The sequence below is a fragment of the Streptosporangium saharense genome (assembly GCF_014203715.1).
Classification (GTDB): Bacteria; Actinomycetota; Actinomycetes; order Streptosporangiales; family Streptosporangiaceae; genus Streptosporangium; species Streptosporangium saharense.
This window is the reverse complement of record NZ_JACHJP010000005.1, coordinates 462,263-483,116: the sequence shown is the minus strand read 5'-3', so window position 1 is coordinate 483,116 and position 20,854 is coordinate 462,263. Positions and strand designations below refer to the sequence as shown.

The following is a 20,854-nucleotide window of genomic DNA, read 5'->3' as shown; positions in this document are numbered from 1 at the left end:
TACCCGCGCGTAGGATGAGCGAGACAGCATGAGAACCCGCGAGGAGATCGCCGTGACGACTACCCCGGACGCCAAGCCCCGGGGCACCCGGCTGCCCCGACTGGCCCGCCGCCGCCAGTTGCTGAACGCGGCCCAGGAGGTCTTCGTCGAGAACGGCTACCACGCGGCGGCGATGGACGAGATCGCCGAACGCGCCGGGGTGAGCAAGCCGGTCCTCTACCAGCACTTCCCCGGCAAGCAGGAGCTCTACCTGGCCCTGCTCGACCTGCACGTGGACGACATGATCACCCGCTGCCGCGACGCCCTGGCCTCGACCACGGACAACAAGCAGCGCGTCCAGGCCGCGATCGGCGCCTTCTTCGACTTCGTCTCCGGCCAGGGCGAGGCCTTCCGCCTGGTCTTCGAGTCCGACCTGCGCAACGTCGCCCCCGTCCGCCAGCGCATCGAGCGCAACCTCCGCGAGAGCGCCGAGATGATCAGCCAGGTCATCCAGGAGGACACCGGCTGCTCCAGCGACGAGGCACGGCTGCTCGGCGTCGGCCTGGTCGGCATGGCCGAGGTCAGCGCGCGCTACTGGATGAGCAGCACCGGCTCCATCCCGAAGGACGCCGCGACCCAGCTCATCGCCCGCCTCGCCTGGCGCGGCATCTCCGGCTTCCCCAGGACCGCCGACCACTGACCCTGTTCGCTTGACGCGATCAACCCGCATGTCGCGCCCCCGATGGGGCGACCATGGGACGAGCAACCCTCGTCGAAAGGGAGCAACATGGAAATCAAGATCGGCGTGCGCTCGGTGCACCGTGAGCTCGTTGTCGAGACGGACCTGACGGCCGAGCAGGTCGAGGAGGAGCTCGGCAAGGCACTGGCCGCCGACCGCGGGATCTTCTCCCTCACCGACAGCAAAGGCCGCAGGGTTCTCGTCCCCATCACCTCGCTCGGCTTCGTCGAGATCGGTGAGGAGGAGGCACGCCCCGTCGGCTTCGGCGGCACTCTCTGACAGGTCCGGTACGGCTCGCGCCAGGCCATGAGCCGATCATCGGCCGCACACGGCATGGCGCGATCCGTCACCGGGTCCTGGGCGCCCCGGCACCGAAAGGGGACCAACCCCGCGTCGGCACCGGAGGACGCCTCAGCGCGGTCTCAGCACTCCCCGGGGCACTCTCCCCTCTCTCCGAGTCCGCACCCGCGCGGACGGCGGGCCTTTCTGGCGGAATGACCCTCCGAAGGGGCCGCCGGACAGTCGGCCCCTCCCCTTCGCAGCACCGGACGTGACGTCCAGGGGTTCGGTCCACATCTCGTTAGGAAACTGCCATAGCGGCGCGAGGCCCTCATGTCTCGCACGGTACAACCGTTTGGCGTCCCGACGCGTGCCCTAACCGGCCGCCTTTTCGTACTCCGCCCCTCCCCAGCGCCTCCCCGACACCTCTCCGGCACCCGGAGAGCGCTCACGGACCGGGGGTCAGGCCGAGCGCCGCCATCCGCCCGCCGTGCGCCTCGGTCAGCCTGCCGAACATCCGGGTGATGTCCTCCCCCGCCGCCTCGACCAGCAGCGCCGCGAGCTCAGGGCGCGCCGCGACCACGTGCTGTCCCTGGCTCAGGGCCTCGCCGACCAGCCGCCTTGCCCACAGGGCGAGCCGCCCCGCCTGTCTGCGGTCCTGCCTGATCGCCGCGCCGACGCGATCGACAGCGAACTGGGAACGTCCCTCGTCCACGAGCACCTCCTCGACCAGTTCCCTGGTCTTGTCGTCGACGTGGGCCGCGGCCTCCCGGTAGAAGTCGAGCGCGATTCCCGTGCCGACGTAGGCCTTGACCAGCGCCTCAAGCCAGTCCGAGGGCGCGGTCTGGGCGTGCCAGTCGTCCAGGGGCCGCACGAAGGGCGCCATCGCCTCCTCGGGATCGACCCCGAGCGAGGCGATCCGGTCCCGCAGGAGACGGAAGTGGGCGTACTCGGTCGCGGCCAGGTCGCTGAGGGCGGCCCTGTCGGTCAGTGTCGGGGCGTGCCGCGCGGCGTCTTCCGCGAGTCTGAGGAACGCGGTCAGCTCGGCGTAGGCGAGCACTCCGAGCAGGTCGGCGACGCCGAGAGGGGAATCACTCATGCAGGAAGCCTATGAGTTGCGGCGCCTGCCCTTTCAGCTGGAATACGAAGAAATCGGCTGCACGTTGTGGTATCGAGTACACTACTGTGTGAAAGTGCGACCGCCCTGTGTTAATCCAGGAGACCTGCTCCTGGACGCCCCCGAAGTCGGCATGACGCCGCAGCGGTCGCTGATGACATTGAGAGGGCTAGCCCTTCCGCGAGGACACGGCACGGGGAAGATTTGCGCCCGTGGTCCCGGCAGGACTGCCTTCAACGGAGATTAGGCAGGCCAAGCTGACGACGTTCCGAGACCTCGGAGTCACACCAGAGATCGCCGATGCCCTTGAGACCGAGGGCATCACCGCACCGTTTCCCATCCAGGAAATGGCCCTTCCCCTGGCCCTGAGCGGCCAGGACATCATCGGCCAGGCCCGCACGGGCACCGGCAAGACCTACGCCTTCGGCGTGGCGATGCTGCAACGTGTCGGCAAGCCGAGGAAGAACCGTAAGAAGCCGCGCGGGCTGATCGTCGTGCCCACCCGTGAGCTGGCCATACAGGTCACCGAGGACCTGGTCACGGCCGCGGGCAAGCTCGGCTCCCGCATCCTCACCGTGTACGGCGGACGCGCCTACGAGCCCCAGATCGAGGCGCTCAAGCAGGGCGTCGACGTGATCGTCGGCACCCCGGGACGCCTGCTCGACCTGGTCAAGCAGAAGCATCTCGACCTCGGTCAGATCGACGTCCTGGTCCTCGACGAGGCCGACCGCATGCTCGACCTGGGCTTCCTGCCCGACATCGAGCGCATCATCAAGCTCGTCCCGGCCAAGCGGCAGACGATGCTGTTCTCCGCGACGCTGCCCGGCGAGATCGTCGCGCTGTCGCGGCGCTACCTCAACCGTCCGACGCACGTGCGCGCCGAGAACAACGACGCCGAGGCCGAGGCGACACCGCAGACCACCCAGTTCGTCTGGCGCGTGCACCGGATGGACAAGGTCGAGATCCTGGGCCGCCTGCTCCAGTGCGAGGGCCGGGGCCTGACGATGATCTTCTGCGAGACCAAGCGCGCCTGCGACATGGTCGTCGAGCAGCTCAAGGAGCGCGGTTTCGCCGCGGCCGCCGTCCACGGCGACCTGGGGCAGAGCCAGCGCGAGCAGGCGCTGCGCGCCTTCAGGAACGGCAAGATCGACGTCCTGGTCGCGACCGACGTCGCGGCGCGGGGCATCGACGTCGACGACGTCACCCACGTCGTCAACTACGACTGCCCGCAGGACGAGAAGGCCTACGTGCACCGCATCGGCCGCACCGGCCGGGCGGGCAAGACCGGCGTCGCGGTGACCTTCGTCGAGTGGGAGGACCTCACTCGCTGGAAGGTCATCAACAACGCGCTCTCGCTCGACTTCGCCGAGCCGGTCGAGTCCTACTCGACCTCCCCGCACATCTTCACCGCGCTGGGCATCCCCGAGGGCACCAAGGGCGTGCTGCCGCACGCCAACCGCTCCAGGGCAGGCCTGGCCGCCGAGGAGGTCGAGGATCTCGGGGAGACGGGCCGGACCCGTTCGCGCGGCCGCAAGGGCCGTGACGAGGAGCGGGAGGAGCGCCGTGAGCGCCCCGCCCGCACCAGGGAGAGGCGCCGCACCCGCGGTGGCCGTACCGGCGCGGAGGCGGCCGAGGTGGCAGGGTCCCAGGGGGCTCAGCCGGCCGTCGCCGAGGCACAGCACGAGGAGTCAGGGCGCCGCCGCTCGCGGGGGGACCGTGTCTCCGAGGAGACCCAGGCGCCGCTCGCGGCGAGGGTCGAGAGCCCGATCGTCGAACCCGCCGAGCTGGAGGTGGACGTGGATGTGACGCCCCGCAAGGACATCCGTGACGACCGGCCCGCCGAGACCACGTCCCGCAGGGGCCGTAACCGGAGGGCAGGCTTGAACCCCGACGTGAGCCTCACAGAGGAGGGCTCCCGCGCGGAGGCCGCCGAGGTCGCGCTGTGGGAGGACGAGCAGGACTGGGAGGACGAGACGCCCGCGCCGCGTCCCCAGCCGGAGAAGATCATCCCGCCCAGCCCGTTCGCGGTGATCTTCCAGTCGCCCGACCTGGCCACCGACGACGACGAGATCGCGCCGTCCGCCGCCTCGGAGCGGGCGCAGAGCCGCCGTCGTCCGCAGGTCAGGGGCCAGCAGCGGGGTCCCCGCCGCCAGGGCTAGCCGTACGGTGTGACAAGGGGCGCGACCGCGAGGTGGCGCCCCTTGCCGCATCCGGGCACGTCGTCTCGGGGCGCGGAGTCATGTCACCAAGAGAGGTATCGTGGGGCCACGTGAGTACGCCGCGTTTTCTGACCCTGCCTCCGGGCGTCCGTGCCCGTCGGCTGGAGACGGCGGTCGGCACGTTCGCCGCGCTGGAGGCGCTGCCGGGCAGCGGCATCGCCGAACGCATGCCCGCCCTGCTGGTCCCGGGTCTCACCGGCAGCAAGGAGGACTTCCTCGCGGTCATGCAGACGCTCGCCCAGTCGGGCCGTCAGGTCGTCGCGATCGACATGCGGGGGCAGTTCGAGACCGGCGGCCCCGACGATCCTTCGGCCTACACGTGCGCGGCGCTCGGCAACGACGTCGACGCGCTGGCGCAGCTGATCGGCAGGGGTGAGCCCATCCACCTGGTCGGGCACTCCTTCGGCGGCCTGGTCGCCAGGGAGGCGGTCATCGACGGCCGCACCAAGTTCGCCTCCTACACGATGATGAGCACCGGCCCCGGCGCGATCGTCGGCCTCAGGGAGCGGGTGGGCAGGGAGATGCTCGCCGAGGCGCCCGAGGCCGGGCTCGAACGGATGTGGGACACCCGCCTCGAACCCGAGGCCCTGTCCTCCGGGGTGCCCGACGAGATCGTGGCGTTCATGCGCAAGCGGTTCTTCGCCAACTCCTCGACCGGGATGGCCGCGATGACCAGGGAGATCCTCTCCGCCCGCGACCGCTGCGACGAGCTCGACCAGGTGGACGTGGCGACCCTGGTGCTGTTCGGCGAGCACGACGACGGCTGGCCGCCGAGGACGCAGTCGGAGATGGCCGACCGGCTGAGCGCCGAGTGCGTCGTCGTGCCCGGCGCCGCCCACTCCCCCGCGGTCGAGGCCCCGGAGACGACGGCGGCGGCGCTCGTCCGCTTCTGGAACGCCGCCGAGGCCTACCTGCGTAGCTGAAGACCGCCGCGCCGTTCCGGCCTCCGGTAGACCAGCTCCCCGTCCCCCGCCGACTCGACCAGCTCGGTGATCAGGTGGTGGTCGGGCGAGAGCCCACACGCCGGGTCCGTACGGCTCGCGTCCCCGGTGAGCGCGAAGGCCTGGCACCGGCAGCCGCCGAAGTCCACCTCCCTGCGCGGGCAGCCGGAACACGGCCCGCTCATCCACTCCGTGCCCCGGTAGGCCTCGAAAGCCGTGGACCGCCGCCAGATCCACTCCAGCGAGTGGTCCCTGACGTTGGGGAACTCAAGCGGCAGGTCGTAGGCGGCGGGGCAGGGCAGCACCGAGCCATCGGGGCCGACGGTCAGCGAGATCGCCCCCCAGCCGCCCATGCAGGGCTTGGGCACCCCGTCGAAGTAGTCGGGGACGACCCAGATCAGCTCGACGCCCTCGACCCGCTCGCGCAGCCGTTCCACGCTCTCCTTGGCCCGGGCGAGCTGCTCGCGCGTGGGCAGCAGGGCGCGCCGGTTGCGCAGCGCCCAGCCGTAGAACTGGGTGTTGGCCAGCTCGACCCGCTCGGCGCCCCAGGTGGCGGCCAGCTCGACGATGCCCTCGATGGAGTCGAGGTTGCGCCGGTGGAGGACGACGTTGAGCCCGAGCGGAAGTCCCGCCTCACGCACCAGGGCCGCGGCGCGCTCCTTGGCGGCGAACGAACGGGTTCCCGCGATGAGGTCGGAGGCCGCGGCCGTCGAGTCCTGCACCGAGAGCTGGACGCTGTGCAGCCCCGCCCCGACCAGCTCGGCGAGCCGGTCGGCGTCGAGCCCGACACCGCTGGTCACGAGCTGGGTGTAGACGCCGTTGCGCGCGGCGGCCTCGGTGATCTCCCTCAGGTCGGGACGCAGCAGCGGCTCGCCGCCGGACAGGTGCGCGTGGATCACCCCGAGTGCCGCGGCCTCCTCGAAGACCCGCACCCAGTCTGCGGTCTCCAGTTCCCGGGAGCGCGGGATGAGCCCGACCGGGTTGGAGCAGTAGGGACAGTGCAGCGGGCAGCCGTGGGTCAGCTCGGCCAACATGGCCCACGGCGGCGCGGGCCCGTCACCTGTCTGGCTCACCACGGGTTCGTTGTTCGGTTCGCTCATCGCACCCACCCCTCGGTACGCACCCGGTCGAGGAACTCGGTGACGTCGTCGGCCACCGGCGCCCCGGGGAAGTCCGCCCGCAGCCTCTCGACGATCTCCGCCACGGTCCTTTCGCCGTCGCACAGTCGCAGTACGGCGACCGCCCCGCCTTCGAGCAGCACGATCCTCTCCGGCATGACCAGCAGGTCCGCGTGCCGTACGGCATCGTGGCGCAGGATGATCCCGGAGCCGAGCCGGGGGCGCCAGTCCGTGGCCTGGGCGGTCGCGCCCAGCTCCTCGGGGGCCGTCACGCCTGGTCCACCGCGTCGAGCAGCGCCCACAGCACGTCGCACTTGCGGGAGAGCGCGGCCACGGCCCTCTCCTGCTCGGCCTGGCTCCCGGCCCACTCCAGGACCAGTTCGAGGGCCTCGCCGCTGTCCTGCCGTCCCTGGCTGATCCGGCCCCTGAAGTACTGCAGCCCCTCGGCGTCGATCCAGGTGTAGTGCTTCTCGAAGGCCTCGATCCTGGTCCGCATGATGTCGGGGGCGAACAGCTCGGTCAGCGACGCGGCGACGGCCTCAAGGGGCGTCCCCAGCCTGCACAGGTTCACGTACGCCTCGACGGCGAAGCGCACCCCGGGCAGGACGCCCTCCCCGGACAGCAGGTCCTTGCGGTCCAGGCCCGCGGCCTCTCCCAGGCGCAGCCAGCGCTCGATGCCGCCCTCGCCCGCGCGCCTGCCGTCGTGGTCCTGGATGCGGCGGATCCACATCCTGCGCAGCTCGGGCGTCTCCAGCTTGGCGAGGATGAGCGCGTCCTTGATCGGGATATGCCGCTGGTAGTGGAACCGGTTGAGGATCCACCTGCGGATCTCCTCCTGCGACAGCTCCCCGGCGTGCATGCGCACGTTGAAGGGGTGGCGGTCGTGGTACCGCGCCTCGGGTACGGCCCGCAGACGGGCCTCGAACTCGGTGGGGGTCCAGGGTTCGGCGTTCACAGCTCGATCACCATTCCGTCGGCGGCCACCTCGACGCCCAGTTCGGCCAGCCTCCTGTGCTGGGGCGCGTCCGGATCGACGAGGGGGTTGGTGTTGTTCAGATGCGTGTACAGGCACCGGCCGGGCAGCCGGGACAGCCGCTCCGCCGTCGCCTCGACGGGCAGGTGCCCCATCTCGGTCGCGGTGCGCGAGGAGATTCCGGTACGGCGGGGCTCCTCGTCGTCCCAGAAGGTGCCGTCGACGATCACACAGCCGGCCTCGGCCATCGCGTCCCCAAGCGCGGGCGACCAGACGCCGAAGGCGGGGGCGTACAGGCACGTCGCACCGCTCGCCCGGTCGGTGAAGCGCAGCGCGACCACCCAGTCGGGAGCCGAAGCCTCGTCCGAGGCGTAGCGGGGTCGCTTCCCGGAGACCGGGACCGCCCGGACCTCGACGCCCGCGGTGAGCGCGACCTCGCCGTCCGTCATCAGGTCACGCCAGCGCACGTCGGCGTACGGCGAGAGCACCTCGTGGAGCCTGAGCCCCCGGGTGAGCGCCTGGCGGACCGTGGGGGTGGCGACGATCTCCAGTTCGTCGGCCTCGCGCAGCCGGAACAGCCCCAGCGTGTGGTCGAGCTCGGCGTCGGTGAGGACCACGCGCATGACGCGTGTCCGCTCCGGGGGCGCGTCGGCGGGACGCAGCGTCTCGACGTGCTCGGCGATGTCCGGGGTGGCGTTGACGATGTGGTTCCCGACGGCCAGCGACGCATGGGTGCGCCGCCAGGCCGGATTGGTGCGTGCCCCGGAACACCCGGGGCACGCACAGTTCCACTGGGGGACGCCACCGCCTGCGGCGGTTCCCAGAATTCGCAGTCGCATGGCGTGAACCCCCGTCCGCTTACCTGGTGGCCAGGAAGTACGCCGTCATCTCCATCGACGCCTCGACGACCTGGTAGCCGGGCTTCTGCCAGGTGCTCTTCTCGTCCCGGCGCTCCGTGGTCTCAGCCATGGGCGTGTACCGCCTTCCATGTGACGCATGGGTTTTGGGTCACAACCGTTATGACCCGTTATCAATGCTTTCGTCAATGGTTGGCGGCAATTACGTCGGACCTATTTTCTATTATTGGCCTCAAATATAATAATCTACCACTTTTGATACATATTTCATCGGATCAATTCTGGGCGCAACCCAACAGAAGACCTCAGATACTCATGCAGAGAACGCCAAATTCCGGACACGCGTGCCCCGGGTGACCCCTCAGTCGTCGCCTAGGCCGTCCCACGGCTGGCGCCCACCGGCGGCCTCCTGGCCCTCCGGGCAGTGCGCGCGGAAATCGCACCAGGAGCAGAGCGGACCCGTCCTGGGCGGGAAGACCTTGTCGATCTGCGGGGGTACGGCGGGCGGCGTGCGGCCTGCGGTAGCCGTACGAGAACCTCGTGGAGCCTCGCCCGCCCAGGCGCGGTAGGCCTCGTCGGCCTCGGACGCCTCGGTCGCGATCTCCTCGGCACGCCCGATGTGCCGGGCCAGGGACTCCTCGGTGTGCTCCCACTCCACGATCGAGCCCGTCGGCAGGTGGTGCAGCTCGACCCGGTGGCAGGGGCGACGCATCATCCGGGAGGAGGCGACGGCGTAGACGGCCAGCGCGAGCGAGGAGCGCGCGTCGTCCTCCGTCAGCGGGCGGCGGCCCGTCTTGTAGTCGACCACGACCAGTTCCTCGCCACGCCGGTCGAGACGGTCCACCCGCCCCGAGACGGCGATCACGGACGTCCTCGTGGCCACCGTACGCTCGACGCCGACCGGCTCGTCGGAAGGATCCAGCGAGGCGGTGTAGCCCACGACCATCTCGCGGGCGCGCGCACGCCAGGACGCCGCCTGGGCGGCGTCGCGGAACCCCTCACCGATCCAGCCGTTGTTCAGCAGGACCCCCGCCATCGCGGGCGTGCGCCGCTCGTACGGCTCCCGCCACCACCCGGCCAGCGCGTTGTGCACGCTGACGCCGACGCTGTTGTGCGCCCACGGCGGCCCCTTCTGCGGCGCGGGCCGGTCCAGGTAGGTGAACCGGTAACGCCTCGGGCAGTCCAGCCAGGTGTTCAACCGCGACGGCGTGCACGAGTACAGCCGTCGCGGCATGCCCTCCAGGGGCAGTTGGTCCATTACTCGTCGTTGAGGTTGATCCGGATGCCCGCGGCCCTCGTGCCGTCGGTCAGCGGACCCTCCTTCTCCTCGACCGTGCCACGGGTCAGCGAACCGGAGAGCCAGGCGTCGAACTGCGGCTCCAGGTCGCCGATCGTGGACTCCTCACCGTGCGCGGGCAGCACCCGGGTGCGGTGCGGCAGCGTGAACAGCCTGCCGCCGATCGCGGTCAGCTGGTCGGCCAGCGCGGGATACTCACCGCCGATCCTGCCGGGGCCGTCGGCCTGCAGGGTCTTGCCGGTGAAGACCGCGTCGAGTGCCTCGCTGTACAGCGAGACCCCGCCCTGCGACACACCGGGCGTCGACAGGACCTCAAGCTGGATGTCCGCGACGCCGAACAGGCCCTCGTCCTCCATCTCGATGTCCGGCCACGTCTCCGACCAGGTCAGCCGCCACAGCGGCCGATCCTTCGGGTGGAGCGCGACCACGGCCTCGTCACGGGCCGCCACCTCGATGGCCGCGCCCACGTGGTCGGGCAGACCGTGGGTGCAGACGACCGCCAGCACCTCCCGCTCGCCGACCTTCTCCAGGATCGCCTCCGCGTCACGCGCGGGGTCGATGACGATGACCTCCTCATCGTCACCCACGATCCAGGTGTTGTTCTCGACCTTGTGCTCGACGCCGTCGACATCGACGACGCCCTCGGTCACCACTCGCTCGATACGCGCTGTCACGCTTCCGCACTTTACCCGCTTTCTTTGCGACGCCTTCGGCGTCGCGGGCTTGGGCGCCTGAAGTCGGTGACTTCCCTCGTCGCTCCTCCGCTTCGCTCCGTCGCTCCTCAGTCCAGTTCACCGACGCGCCCAAGCCGGACACTCCTCACGCACGGCACCGGTACCCCATCACCGGCAGGAGGCTCTGGGACCTATGTGGGGGTGGTCAGGAGGGTTCTGATGGCGGTGATGATGAGTTGTACGGCCAGGGCGGACAGGAGGAGGCCGGAGACTCGGGTTACGAGTTCTACGCCGTTTTCTTTGATCACTCGCATGACGGTGACCGAGAAGCGCATGAAGACCCAGAGCAGGAGGTGTACGGCGGCGATGGCCAGGGCCAGGGCCAGGATGCCGCCGTCCTTGCGTTCGGCCTGCTGGGCGAAGACGATCGTGGCGACGATCGCTCCCGGTCCCGCGAGCAGGGGTGTGCCGAGCGGGACGAGCGCCACGTTGACGTTGGACCGTACGGCGTTGGCGGGGGGCTCGGTGTCGCCGGTGAGCAGTTGCAGGGCGACAAGCAGGAGCAGCAGGCCACCGGCGATCTGCATGGCCGCCACCTCGACGTGCAGGTATCCCAGGATGGCCTGACCGAAGACGGCGAAGATCACGATGAGGCAGAACGCGACGATGGGGGCCTGCCAGGCGATCCTGCGGCGCTCACGGGTCGTCCGGCCACCGGTGTAGGCGAGGAAGAGCGGGATGATCCCGGGCGGGTCCATGATCACGAACATCGTGACGAACGCCTCGACGAAGAACTGGACGTCGAACACCCGTTTCCCCTGACCCTCGGTAGGGAACGCGCCACAACAGACCAGACGTTCCCGCACCGCAGGGTAGCAAGCACCCCCCGAGCCCCTCCCACCCCTCACCCAAAGCAACCCTCCCCAGAATTCGGCCCTCCCCTACCCCCCGCAGGAGTGAGGCTTTTGGGGTTACCGGCGCCGCGCGTGAGGAGTTGGGGGTACCGGTGCCGTGCGTGAGGAGTGTCCGGCTTGGGCGCGTCGGTGAGCTGGACTGAGGAGCGGGGGAGCGAAGCGGAGGAGTGACGAGGGAAGTCACCGACTTAGGCGCCCAAGCCCGCGCCGCCGCAGGCGGCGCAAAGAGGCACAACCGCAAAAGCAAGCACAGCCCAACTACCCCTCCAACCGAGGCGAGAAAGCCCCCAGAGGAAGGTCCAAAGTTTGGTTGTTGTCCCTGAGGTCTCTCAGAGAAAGTTCGGCCAGGGTCACCAGGTAGCCCGCCTCGGCGGGCCAGACGACCGTCCACAGCCAGTTTCCCAGCGCCTCGCCCGCGTAGACCGCCCTGTCCGGGGCCGCCGCGACGCACCACATCGGTGTGGGATGCCCCATGATCTCGACCTTGGCGTGCGGCGGTCCGTCGCCGAAGCCCTCTCCCGGGTCGGTTCCCGAGATCCCGGCGAACCCGGCGCCGAGCCCCACCCCCGGCTCCTCCGCGATGATCAGCATGTCCGCGGGACCGTGGGTCAGTGAAGGGCCGGAGACCGCGACCACGGTTCCCCTGATGCCGCTGCGCTCGTCGCCCGCCTCGGCGAAGCCCGTCACCAGCCATCCCTGCGGCAGCGGCCACGGCAACCAGGCCGGGACCCGGGAGTCCACGAGGGCCTCGATCGCGGCCTGGGAGGGGCGTTTCGGCGTCTGCAGCGGCAGGACGTCGCCGTGCGGCCCGCACCGCCAGGCACTCGACCACGCGCTGGGCGGGCGGAGGGGGCCGAAACAACGCGGGCAGATGGGCTCGGCTCTCACGCCTACCCACGGTGCTTCGTCCATGCCCGGTTCGTCAAGGGTGCTTCTCGTTATGCAGCCGTAATCTTGTCCATGTGCGCGTAAATTGTGTGGGGGCGATCGTCCGTGACGAGCAGGGCCGGCTGCTCCTCGTACGGCGGGGCCGTCCCCCGGGAAAGGGGCTGTGGTCCGTCCCGGGAGGGCGGGTCGAGCCGGGCGAGTCGGACACCGAGGCGCTGGCCCGTGAGATGCGTGAGGAGACGGGCCTGACGGTCAGGGTCGTCGGCCTGGCGGGCACGGTTGACCGGCCTGGCCCCGGCGGTGTCGTCTACGAGATCCGCGACTATCTCGCCGAGTCCTGCGGTGGCACGCTCCGCGCCGGGGACGACGCGGAGGATGCCCGCTGGTTCACCGAGGACGACCTCGCCCGGCTGCCGCTCTCGCCGGGCCTGCTCGACGCCCTCACCGGGTGGGGGGTCATCGGGAGGCCGTCAGGGTCGAGCGCCACAGGGTGAGGTGGTCGCTGTCGTAGGTGGTCGAACGTCCCAGGGCGACGACCTGGCCACCGGAGACGGTGACCGCGCCGAGCCGCTGCGCGCCCTCCCCGGCCAGGCCGTCCTCCGTCTGGGCGTGTGGCTGCCACTTCAGCCCGTCCTCCGAGGTCCACGCGACGCTGTCGCCCTCGCCGGGCGTCCCCTGCCAGCCGACCGCGACCACGCCGTCCGCCGTCGCCGCCATGTCCAGTACGGCTGCCGCCCCCTCGGCGGGCAGCCAGGCGAACTCCCACGAGATGCCGTTGTCCTCCGAAACCGCCCCGAAGGCCCGCTGCCCGTCGCCGGTGACGGCGGTTCCCGAGGCGACGATGGTCGTGCCGTGCTGGACCACGTGTCTCAGGCCCGCGGCCGTCGCCCCCTCGGGCAGCACGGGTTTGCGCGCGACCCAGTTGATCCCGTCGGCCGACACCCAGACCACCCCGGTCTCGTGGTCGTCCGTACCCGTGCCGCCGACGGTGACGTACCCGGAGGAGGTGACGGAGACGTCGTAGAGCCGTACGCCCACACCGCCGGCCGGGAGCTTCGCCGCCCGCGTGAAGCGTTTGAGGTCGGCGGTGAACCACAGCACCGGGACTGTCGCGGACGGCCCCCGGTCCTCTCCCGCCAGCACGTAGCCCGAGGGCCCCGAGGCCACCGCGTGCGGGGCGAGGAGGTCGTGCTCGGCGGCGGGGACGAGGGGACCGGAGGCGGGGATCCTGCGCCAGGTCGCGCCGTCGGCCGAGGTGACCAGGAGCGGCCCCGTCGAGGAGGCGTCGGTCATGGTGCCGCCGACGGCGAGCCAGCCCTGCCTGCCCCGGGTGACGTCGCTGAGGGCCTGCCGCCAGGAGCCGCCGAGTGCCTGTTCCGGGCCCGCGCCCTTCCAGGTGTGGCCGTCCTTGCTGGTCCAGATGCCCGCGTCCCCGGCGACCGCGCCGACTGCGACGAACGTGCCGCCCCCCGCGGCGATCCTGGCGGTGTCGCGGGAGGCCCTGGCCAGGCCGTCGATCCGGTCGAGCGCGACGGGCCGTGCCTGGCCTCCCTCCGGGGCGGTGATGAGGACCAGGCGGTTGTCCACGTCGGCGGCGCGCTCGTCTCCTCCGACGACGAGCGTGCCCTCGTCGGAGATGGCCAGGGCCCGTAGCGAGCCTGGCACGTCGCCGAGGTCGGTGGACTTGCGCCAGTCACGGCCGTCCCTGCTGGTGTAGACGGCGTAGCGTTCGAAGCCGGACTCGGCGACCGCGGCGATCCCGGCGTCCGAGGAGGCAAGGCGCCTGACCCCGGAGCCCTCGCGGGCCAGGCCGGTGATGCCGCCGCAGCGCTCCCAGGAGTCGCCCCGGGCCGAGCAGTAGACGGCGACGTCGCCCTTCTCGTCGTGCCGCTGGGTCGGGACGAGCACGAACCCCGACGAGGAGGCCGCGAGCGCGCCCGCCTCGGGGGTGACGCCCTCCGGCGCCGATCCGGCCCGCATCCAGGTCTTGCCGCCGTCCGCGGAGCGCAGGACGGCCGGGGAGCCGCCCCGCCCGGGGTCGCCGAGCGCGACCACCGCGTCGCCCCTGGCGACGACCGCCTTGAGTCCCCTGACCTGGTCGGGGGTGCCGAGTTCGCCGGATTCGACCCTGGTCCAGTCCTGCCCGTCGGGGGAGGTCCAGGCCACGGCTCCCGGGGAGCCGTCCTGGAGGACACGCGTGCCGACCGCGACGAACCCGGAGGACGTCCTGGCCAGGTCCATGATCTTGTCGCCGGTAACGAACGCGCCCAGCTTCGCCGGGGCGACGGCGGTCCAGGTGGTGCCGTCCTCGCTGGTCCACAGCCCTCGACCGGCACCCAGGAGGTCGTTGCCCGCGGCCAGCCAGAGGCCGTCGCCGCCCGCGACCCTGCCCACGGTCGTCGGGCCGTTCTCGTAGCCGACCGGCCCGGTCACCTTGCCCAGCCGCCAGGTCGTGCCGCCGTCCGGGGAGACGAGGAACAGCGGCCTGGGGACGGGGCTGGTCGTGTCGCTGCCGACGGCGACCATGATGGAGCCCGCGGAGGCCACGGCGTTGAGCACCTGGCTCGATCCGGTGCCGCCCGCGTCGGCCGGTGGCGCGAAGTCGGTGTCGCCCGAGCTCACCTCGGCCCCGGCGAGCTGCAGGCCGGTGGTGAACGGGCCGCCGTTCCAGTTCCACAGCACCGCTCCCCCGCCGACCGCGGCGGCCAGCACGGCGGCGACCACGACGGGCACGACCAGGCCTCTGCGTCCGCGTCCTGCCGGGCTCGAACGGCGCAGCGCGGAGGGGGCGGTCGCGGAGCGGTGGTGCCGCCCCCCGGGTCCCCGCCTGCCCGCCGGTCCCTCGGCCACCAGCAGGTCCGGTCTCGCGGGCCTGCCCCCCGGCGGACGGCCGAGCCGGTGCACCGGTTCGGCGTCCTCGTCCGGTACGGCGGGCTCTTCGTCGTCCGGTTCCCACGTCTGGGCCGGTTCCTCCTCCTGGAGGCCGTGCCACACGTCGTACGGGCCGGTCCGCTCCTCGGGGGCGGGCTCCGGAGGCCTGCGCGGCGGCCCCGAGGCCACCAGCAGGTCGGGCCGGTCACCACGACGGCGCCTGGGCTCGCGCGGGATGTCCAGGTCCTCGGCCTCCTCAAGGGATGGTACGGCCTGCGCCTCGGGGCTCGGGGCGGAGAAGACCGCGTGGGCGTCGTCGTGCTCCGCGGGGCCGAGCAGGTCCCCGTAGTCGCCCTCCCCCGTCCTCCTGGGAGGCTCCGCCGACGGCCTCAGCGGGTCGGAGTCGTCGAACCAGGAGGGGCTGAGCAGGTCCCCGTAGTCACCGTCGCCGGGAGCCGCGTCGTCCCGCTCGCGGGAGGGTCCCGAGGCCACCAGCAGGTCGGGCCGGTCGGCGCCGCGCCTGCCGTGCCTGCGCTCGGGCGGCTGGTCGGACCACGGGTCGGGACGGGCCTCGGGGTCCGGCTGGGCGCCCGTCGGGGAGGCGTACGGCTGGGTGTGGGCGCGGCGGCGCTCACCGCCCAGTCCCTCGGGGCGGGCCGTGGGGGGCTCGTCCTCGGGGATCGGCGCGGCGAACGGCGGCAGCCTCCACGGCGAGGCGAGTGGAAGCCCTCGGGGATCGTCGTCGGAGGGGCCGGGAGGGGAGTGCTGGATCGTCGGCGGCGCGTCCGGATGCCGCCGGCGTCCGCCTCCGTGCGTCCCTTCGTCGTCCGCCGGCCACTCTCGTGAGCGCGGTTCGTGGGGGCCCGGGGCCACGCTCAGCACCTCCTCGCAGGAAGCCCGTCCAGTCCGGGGTCGGCACTCCGGACCGTTCCATTCGTCTCCGTGACGCTCCGTCGCACCGCCGTACGGCGAGGCGAAGCGCACGAGACCTTACTACTACCCCGTTCCGCGGAAACGATCACCTCCGTGGGGCGGCGGGGACTCCAGCCGTGCACATCAAGAGCAACACGCCGAAGCCCCAATGACGAGACCTCTCTAGTCAGATTTATCGGTGCGGCGCCGGAATTATCACCGCGTGCGGCTTTAATTCCGATATTTCCTGACGGGAAAAACCGGCGCTGTACGAATCAGGAAGCCGGTGGGGTGAAGGCCGTGGTGCGGGACATCCCCGCCGCCCTCCCCTTGGCCGTCACGACCAACGCCATCTTGCGGGACGCCTCGTCGATCATCTCGTCACCGAGCATGACCGCGCCGCGTCCCTCGACCGTCGTGTGGTACTCGTAGGCGTCGAGGATCAGCTCGGCCCGCTCGTAGTCCTCCTGGGACGGCGAGAACACCTCGTTGGCCGCCTCGATCTGCGTGGGGTGCAGCACCCACTTGCCGTCGAACCCGAGGGCCGCGGAGCGCCCCGCGACCCTGCGGAAGCCGTCCAGGTCCCTGATCGCCAGATAGGGCCCGTCGATGGCCTGCAGGCCGTGCGTGCGGGCGGCCATCAGGATGCGCATCAGGATGTAGTGGTAGGCGTCGCCCTCGGTGTAGCCGGGAGGCTGCTCCCCCACCACCAGCGTCCGCATGTTGATCGAGGCCATGAAGTCGGCGGGCCCGAAGACCAGCGTCTCCAGCCGTCCGGACGCGCCGCCGATGGCGTCCACGTTGACCAGGCCCCTGGCGCTCTCGATCTGGGCCTCGACGCCGATCCCGCCGACCGGCAGGCCGTTGGCCTTCTCGATCTGGGTCAGCAGCGTGTCCAGCCAGACCACCTGGGCCGGGTCCTCGACCTTGGGCAGCATCAGGCAGTCGAGGAACTCCCCGGCGCCCTCGACGACCTCGATGACGTCCCGGTAGGTCCACTGCGTGCCCAGGTCGTTGACCCGCACCACCCGGGTCCTGCCCGACCAGTCGCCCTCGCGCAGGGCCGCCACGACGTTCTTGCGCGCGCCCTCCTTCGCCGACGGCGCCACGGAGTCCTCAAGGTCGAGGAAGACCTCGTCGGCGGGCAGTCCCTGGGCCTTCTCCAGGAAGCGAGGATTGCTGCCGGGCACCGCCAGGCACGAACGTCGCGAACGCATGGCCCAACGGTAGCGGCAGCCGCCAGGCCGTACATTCGTGCCATGGGAGTGATCGAGGAGGGCGCCAGGAAGTCCGGGATCCTGTGGCTGTCCCTGGACCGGCAGCGGCTCGCCTGGCACGTGTGGCACGACGGCGCGATCTATCTCGTCACCGGCGGCGGCGAGCAGGACCTACCCCACCTGACCGAGGCGGAGCGGGTCCGGGTGACGCTCAGGAGCAAGGACAACGGGGCGCGGCTTGTCGTCTTCGAGGCCGCCGTCGAGGTGGTGGACCAGGCCGCCTCCCCCGAGGCGGTCGCCGCGCTCGCCAAGGAGCGGCTCAATGCCCCCGACGCGGCCAACCTGACCGCCCGCTGGGCCACCGACTCCACGGTCGTACGGCTGACGCCCCAGGAGCCCGCCTGAGCCGTACGGCTAGCCGACCCCGACCGGTTCCGCCTCGACGGGGGCGGGCAGGGCGGAGGTGGCGCGCTGGGCCAGGTAGGCGCCGACCAGGACGATGAGGCCGCCGACGATCTGGAAGGGGCCGAGCGCCTCGCCGACGAGCACCCAGGCGATGATCGCCCCCACGATGACCTCAAGCGAGGCGACCGTCGAGCCGACGGCGGCCGACAGGCGGCGCACCGCGGTGACGCCGAGGATGTAGGCGGCGACGGTCGCGACGAGGATCATCCACAGCGCCGCGGCCAGCACGGGCAGCGGGTGGCTTCCTGCGGGGGCGACGACCTGGCCGAAGGCCTGCCACCGGATATTCCACGGCTGGGAGACCGGCACGAGCACGATCGTGGCGCCGACCAGGCCCCAGGCGATCAGGCCGAGCGGGTCGATGTCCCCGCCGAAGCCGTCGCTGAGCAGGAAGTAGCCCGTGCAGCAGGCCGCGGCGCCGAAGGCGAGCAGCAGCCCGACCGGGTCGAGGGCGAGGCCCGACCACACCTCGACCACGATGCCGAGGCCGACGACCGCGACCACGGCACCGACGAAGGCCGCGCGCGGCAGCCGTACACGACGGACGAAACGCACCCAGAGCACGACCAGCACCGGCGCGGTGTACTCGATGAGCAGGGTGACGCCGACCGGCAGCCTGGTGATCGCCGCGAAGTACAGCGCCTGCACCCCGGCGACCGCGACGATCGCGTAGGCCACGAAGAGCGGGAGCCGGGAGCGCGGGATGCGCAGCGCGGCGGGCCGTACGAGCGCCAGGATGCCCATGAGCAGCAGCCCCGCCCCGGCCATCCGCACCCAGACGGCCTCAAGCGGGGTCAGTCCGGCCGCGCCGAGATATTTGGCCATCGGTCCGGAGAACGCGAAGCACCAGGACGACGCGAAAGCGATCAGCAGGCCGCCGCGCCTCATGATGTAACTACCGTTCGCATAGTTTGATGCTGACACGTCGAGAGTCCGAACAGCAAGGGGACGCCCGAAATGTGAGCGAGCCTTGAACCCCCGCGGCGGGAAGGCGACCTACCCTGCAGATGTGAAGATCTTCATCGCGCGACTCGCGGGAACCCCGGTCTTCGACCCGGCGGGGGACCAGATCGGGCGAGTGAGGGACGTCGTGGTGGCGTTCGCGGGCTCCACTCCCCCACGCGTGCACGGCCTGGTCGTCGAGGTGCAGCCGAGACGGCGGGTCTTCCTGCCCATCACCAGGGTTCGCGGCATCGAGGCGGGCTCCGTCGTCTTCAGCGGCCAGATCAACATGCGGCGCTTCGAACAGCGGGCAACCGAGACCCTGGTCATCGGCCAGATGCTCGACCTGGAGGTGCAGGTCGAGGGCGAGCGCGTGACCGTCCTGGACCTGGCCATGGAGCAGACCAGACGCGCCGAGTGGCTCGTCACCAAGGTCGCGGTCGTCAAAATGAGCCAGGGACTCGGCCTGCGGCGGCGCGGCCCGGCCAGGATCGTCGACTGGTCCGAGGTCAGCGGCTTCAACGCCGTGCAGAAGGACCAGGGCGCGGCCGGTCTGCTTGTCGCCTTCGAGACGATGCGCGCCGCTGACCTGGCCAGCGCCCTGCACGAGCTGCCCGCCAAACGCCGCACCGAGGTCGCCGCCGCCCTCGACGACGTACGGCTCGCCGACGTGCTCGAAGAGCTCCCGGAACGCGACCAGATCGGCATCCTGGGCAGGCTCACCCCCCGCCGCGCCGCGGACGTCCTTGAGGAGATGGACCCCGACGACGCGGCCGACCTGCTCCAGGACCTCCCCCCGGAACAGGCCGAGGCGCTGATGGCGCTGATGGAGCCCGAGGAGGTCGCGCCCATCCGGCGGCTGCTGGTCTACCCGGAGGACACCGCGGGCGGCATGATGACCAGCGAGCCCGTGGTCCTGCCGCCGAGCGCTACCGTCGCCGAGGCGCTCGCCCACATCCGCCAGCGGGAGGTCACGCCCTCCGTGGCCGCGCAGGTCTACGTGGCCAGGCCGCCCATCGAGACCCCGACCGGCCGCTTCCTCGGGCTGGCCCACTTCCAACGGCTGCTGCGCGAGCCCCCCTCGACGCTGCTCGGCGGGGTCGTGGACAGCTCGCTCGACCCGATCAGACCCGAGTTCACCCTCAACCAGGTGGCCTCCTACATGGCCACCTACAACCTGATGGCGGTACCCGTGGTGGACGAGCTCGGCCGCCTGGTCGGCGCCGTCACCGTGGACGACGTTCTCGACCACCTGCTGCCCGAGGACTGGCGGGAGCGGGACCACGAACCAGGAGCCGAACATGGTTGACCGTCTCGACCAGCCGAGACAGCGGGGCCTTCGCCTGCGCCCGCACTACGACCCCGAGGCCTTCGGGCAGCTGTCCGAGCGCATCGCGCGCTTCCTCGGCACCGCCAGGTTCCTCGTCTACATGACCGTCTTCGTCGCGGTCTGGGTGGTGTGGAACGCCCTCTTCCCCGGCGAGGGGAAGTTCGACCCCTACCCGTTCATCTTCCTCACGCTGATGCTGTCGCTCCAGGCGTCCTACGCGGCGCCGCTGATCCTGCTCGCCCAGAACCGCCAGGACGACCGGGACCGCATCCAGACCGACATCGACCGCGCCGCCGCGGAACGCACCCAGGCCGACCTGGAATACCTGACCCGGGAGATCGCGGCCCTGCGGATAGCCCTGGGCGACGTGGCCACCCGAGACTACGTCCGCTCCGAACTGCAACGCCTCCTGGAAGACCTCCAGCAGCCCCAGTCCCCGGAACCCTCAGACGCCCCCTGAGTCGTCCCCGGGGAAGAGCCTGTTCAGGGTCGAGGCGCAGCGGCGGAGCTCCTCGGGGCCCAGGGTGTCGAGGAGCTGGGTGCGGATGCCGCGCAGGTAGGTGGGACGGGCCTGCGTGAGCCGTACGGCACCGGCCTCGGTGAGGACCGCGAACAGGCCGCGGGCGTCGCTGGGGCAGGCCTCGCGCTCGACCAGGCCGTCACGCTGGAGGCGGTCGATCAGGCGGGTCAGGCCGCTGCGGGAGAGCAGGACCCGTTCGGCCAGGTCGTTCATGCGCAGCCGGCCCTCCGGCGTCTCCGCCAGATGAGAAAGCACGTCGTAGGAGGCCAGGGCGAGGTCGTGACCGACGAGCAGATCGGCCTCAAGAGCCCGGGTGACACGGGCCTGGACGCGTTGCAACGCCCTCCAGACCGCCAGCTCCTCCGAGCTGACGGACTCTTCCGACTCGTCCGCCGTAACGGTCACGGAGTAACCTTAGACTGTTGCACGCGCACCTACATAGGGGATCACCCGGGTGCGGGAGCCCGGAATTCTCCGCGTCGACCCCGGGTTCATACCATGGGTCCGTGACTCCTTCCGCTCCCAGCCGGGAGCGGCACGAACTGTCCGTGAAACGCCTGGACGACAATAGACAAGGAGGGACGGCAGCCCCGCCGCCTCAT

Annotated in this window: 21 protein-coding genes and 1 pseudogene; 8 read left to right on the top strand and 14 right to left on the bottom strand. The window is 71.1% G+C overall.

Annotation, left to right across the window (positions count from 1 at the left end):
* Positions 1-52 precede the first annotated feature (52 nt).
* Both FHS44_RS25315 and FHS44_RS25310 read left to right on the top strand, forming a co-directional pair.
* A complete protein-coding gene (locus FHS44_RS25315) occupies positions 53-679 on the top strand; it encodes a TetR/AcrR family transcriptional regulator (protein WP_184718976.1) in 627 nt (208 codons plus the stop codon).
* An 87-nt stretch (positions 680-766) separates the two neighbouring features.
* Positions 767-997 carry a DUF3107 domain-containing protein gene (locus FHS44_RS25310; protein ID WP_184718831.1) on the top strand — a complete coding sequence of 77 codons (231 nt, stop codon included), beginning with the start codon at positions 767-769 and terminating at the stop codon, positions 995-997.
* Between the two features lie 448 nt (positions 998-1,445).
* On the opposite strand, the gene FHS44_RS25305 is transcribed toward FHS44_RS25310, so the two are convergent.
* Positions 1,446-2,096 carry a ferritin-like fold-containing protein gene (locus FHS44_RS25305; protein WP_184718829.1) on the bottom strand — a complete coding sequence of 217 codons (651 nt, stop codon included), beginning with the start codon at positions 2,094-2,096 and terminating at the stop codon, positions 1,446-1,448.
* Between the two features lie 365 nt (positions 2,097-2,461).
* On the opposite strand from FHS44_RS25305, the gene FHS44_RS25300 reads away from it, so the two are divergent.
* A complete protein-coding gene (locus FHS44_RS25300; RefSeq protein WP_184718827.1) occupies positions 2,462-4,273 on the top strand; it encodes a DEAD/DEAH box helicase in 1,812 nt (603 codons plus the stop codon).
* Between the two features lie 110 nt (positions 4,274-4,383).
* Complete coding sequence (locus tag FHS44_RS25295; protein ID WP_184718825.1) at positions 4,384-5,256, top strand: alpha/beta fold hydrolase; 873 nt, start codon at positions 4,384-4,386, stop codon at positions 5,254-5,256.
* Here the strand turns inward: FHS44_RS25295 and pqqE are convergent.
* The 9 genes and pseudogenes from pqqE to FHS44_RS25250 all read right to left on the bottom strand — a co-directional run bounded on the left by pqqE (position 5,241) and on the right by FHS44_RS25250 (position 11,995).
* Positions 5,241-6,374 carry a pyrroloquinoline quinone biosynthesis protein PqqE gene (pqqE, locus tag FHS44_RS25290; protein WP_184718823.1) on the bottom strand — a complete coding sequence of 378 codons (1,134 nt, stop codon included), beginning with the start codon at positions 6,372-6,374 and terminating at the stop codon, positions 5,241-5,243. The two genes, FHS44_RS25295 and pqqE, sit on opposite strands and share 16 nt — an antisense overlap.
* On the bottom strand, positions 6,371-6,664 hold the full coding sequence (pqqD, locus tag FHS44_RS41155; protein WP_221461229.1) for a pyrroloquinoline quinone biosynthesis peptide chaperone PqqD: 294 nt from the start codon (positions 6,662-6,664) through the stop codon (positions 6,371-6,373). The genes pqqE and pqqD overlap by 4 nt, the downstream gene beginning before the upstream one ends.
* Positions 6,661-7,347 carry a pyrroloquinoline-quinone synthase PqqC gene (pqqC, locus tag FHS44_RS25280; protein WP_184718821.1) on the bottom strand — a complete coding sequence of 229 codons (687 nt, stop codon included), beginning with the start codon at positions 7,345-7,347 and terminating at the stop codon, positions 6,661-6,663. Before pqqC ends, pqqD begins: the two co-directional genes overlap by 4 nt.
* A complete protein-coding gene (gene pqqB / locus FHS44_RS25275; protein ID WP_184718819.1) occupies positions 7,344-8,204 on the bottom strand; it encodes a pyrroloquinoline quinone biosynthesis protein PqqB in 861 nt (286 codons plus the stop codon). Before pqqB ends, pqqC begins: the two co-directional genes overlap by 4 nt.
* A 19-nt stretch (positions 8,205-8,223) precedes the next feature.
* Positions 8,224-8,313, bottom strand: a pseudogene (locus tag FHS44_RS42865) (pyrroloquinoline quinone precursor peptide PqqA); the annotation flags it as partial.
* A 270-nt stretch (positions 8,314-8,583) separates the two neighbouring features.
* The gene (locus tag FHS44_RS25265; RefSeq protein ID WP_184718815.1) at positions 8,584-9,480 is read right to left on the bottom strand and encodes a RecB family exonuclease; all 897 of its coding nucleotides are present in this window, start codon (positions 9,478-9,480) and stop codon (positions 8,584-8,586) included.
* Positions 9,480-10,193: an MBL fold metallo-hydrolase gene (locus tag FHS44_RS25260; protein ID WP_184718813.1), complete on the bottom strand. Its 714-nt coding sequence runs from the start codon at positions 10,191-10,193 to the stop codon at positions 9,480-9,482. Before FHS44_RS25260 ends, FHS44_RS25265 begins: the two co-directional genes overlap by 1 nt.
* A gap of 191 nt (positions 10,194-10,384) precedes the next feature.
* Positions 10,385-11,002, bottom strand: a complete 618-nt coding sequence (locus tag FHS44_RS25255) for a MarC family protein (protein ID WP_184718811.1) — start codon at positions 11,000-11,002, stop codon at positions 10,385-10,387.
* Positions 11,003-11,365: 363 nt separating this feature from the next.
* A complete protein-coding gene (locus FHS44_RS25250) occupies positions 11,366-11,995 on the bottom strand; it encodes a DUF6758 family protein (protein WP_184718809.1) in 630 nt (209 codons plus the stop codon).
* A 74-nt stretch (positions 11,996-12,069) separates the two neighbouring features.
* On the opposite strand from FHS44_RS25250, the gene FHS44_RS25245 reads away from it, so the two are divergent.
* Positions 12,070-12,489 carry an NUDIX hydrolase gene (locus FHS44_RS25245; RefSeq protein ID WP_184718807.1) on the top strand — a complete coding sequence of 140 codons (420 nt, stop codon included), beginning with the start codon at positions 12,070-12,072 and terminating at the stop codon, positions 12,487-12,489.
* Here the strand turns inward: FHS44_RS25245 and FHS44_RS25240 are convergent.
* Together FHS44_RS25240 and FHS44_RS25235 are read right to left on the bottom strand one after the other, a co-directional pair.
* On the bottom strand, positions 12,452-15,739 hold the full coding sequence (locus FHS44_RS25240; RefSeq protein WP_184718805.1) for a hypothetical protein: 3,288 nt from the start codon (positions 15,737-15,739) through the stop codon (positions 12,452-12,454). The genes FHS44_RS25245 and FHS44_RS25240 overlap by 38 nt on opposite strands.
* A 314-nt stretch (positions 15,740-16,053) precedes the next feature.
* Positions 16,054-16,995: an HpcH/HpaI aldolase/citrate lyase family protein gene (locus tag FHS44_RS25235; protein ID WP_184718803.1), complete on the bottom strand. Its 942-nt coding sequence runs from the start codon at positions 16,993-16,995 to the stop codon at positions 16,054-16,056.
* A 42-nt stretch (positions 16,996-17,037) separates the two neighbouring features.
* On the opposite strand from FHS44_RS25235, the gene FHS44_RS25230 reads away from it, so the two are divergent.
* The gene (locus tag FHS44_RS25230; RefSeq protein ID WP_184718801.1) at positions 17,038-17,400 is read left to right on the top strand and encodes a hypothetical protein; all 363 of its coding nucleotides are present in this window, start codon (positions 17,038-17,040) and stop codon (positions 17,398-17,400) included.
* Between the two features lie 9 nt (positions 17,401-17,409).
* Here FHS44_RS25230 and FHS44_RS25225 read toward each other — a convergent pair whose 3' ends face one another.
* Complete coding sequence (locus FHS44_RS25225; protein ID WP_184718799.1) at positions 17,410-18,348, bottom strand: EamA family transporter; 939 nt, start codon at positions 18,346-18,348, stop codon at positions 17,410-17,412.
* Positions 18,349-18,469: 121 nt separating this feature from the next.
* Between FHS44_RS25225 and FHS44_RS25220 the strand changes: the two genes are divergently transcribed.
* Positions 18,470-19,711, top strand: a complete 1,242-nt coding sequence (locus FHS44_RS25220) for a magnesium transporter MgtE N-terminal domain-containing protein (RefSeq protein ID WP_312863807.1) — start codon at positions 18,470-18,472, stop codon at positions 19,709-19,711.
* Entirely contained in the window at positions 19,704-20,192 is a 489-nt protein-coding gene (locus FHS44_RS25215) for a DUF1003 domain-containing protein (RefSeq protein WP_184718797.1), read from the top strand. The genes FHS44_RS25220 and FHS44_RS25215 overlap by 8 nt, the downstream gene beginning before the upstream one ends.
* Here FHS44_RS25215 and FHS44_RS25210 read toward each other — a convergent pair.
* Positions 20,178-20,657: a MarR family winged helix-turn-helix transcriptional regulator gene (locus tag FHS44_RS25210; RefSeq protein ID WP_184718795.1), complete on the bottom strand. Its 480-nt coding sequence runs from the start codon at positions 20,655-20,657 to the stop codon at positions 20,178-20,180. The genes FHS44_RS25215 and FHS44_RS25210 overlap by 15 nt on opposite strands.
* Positions 20,658-20,854: the final 197 nt, after the last annotated feature.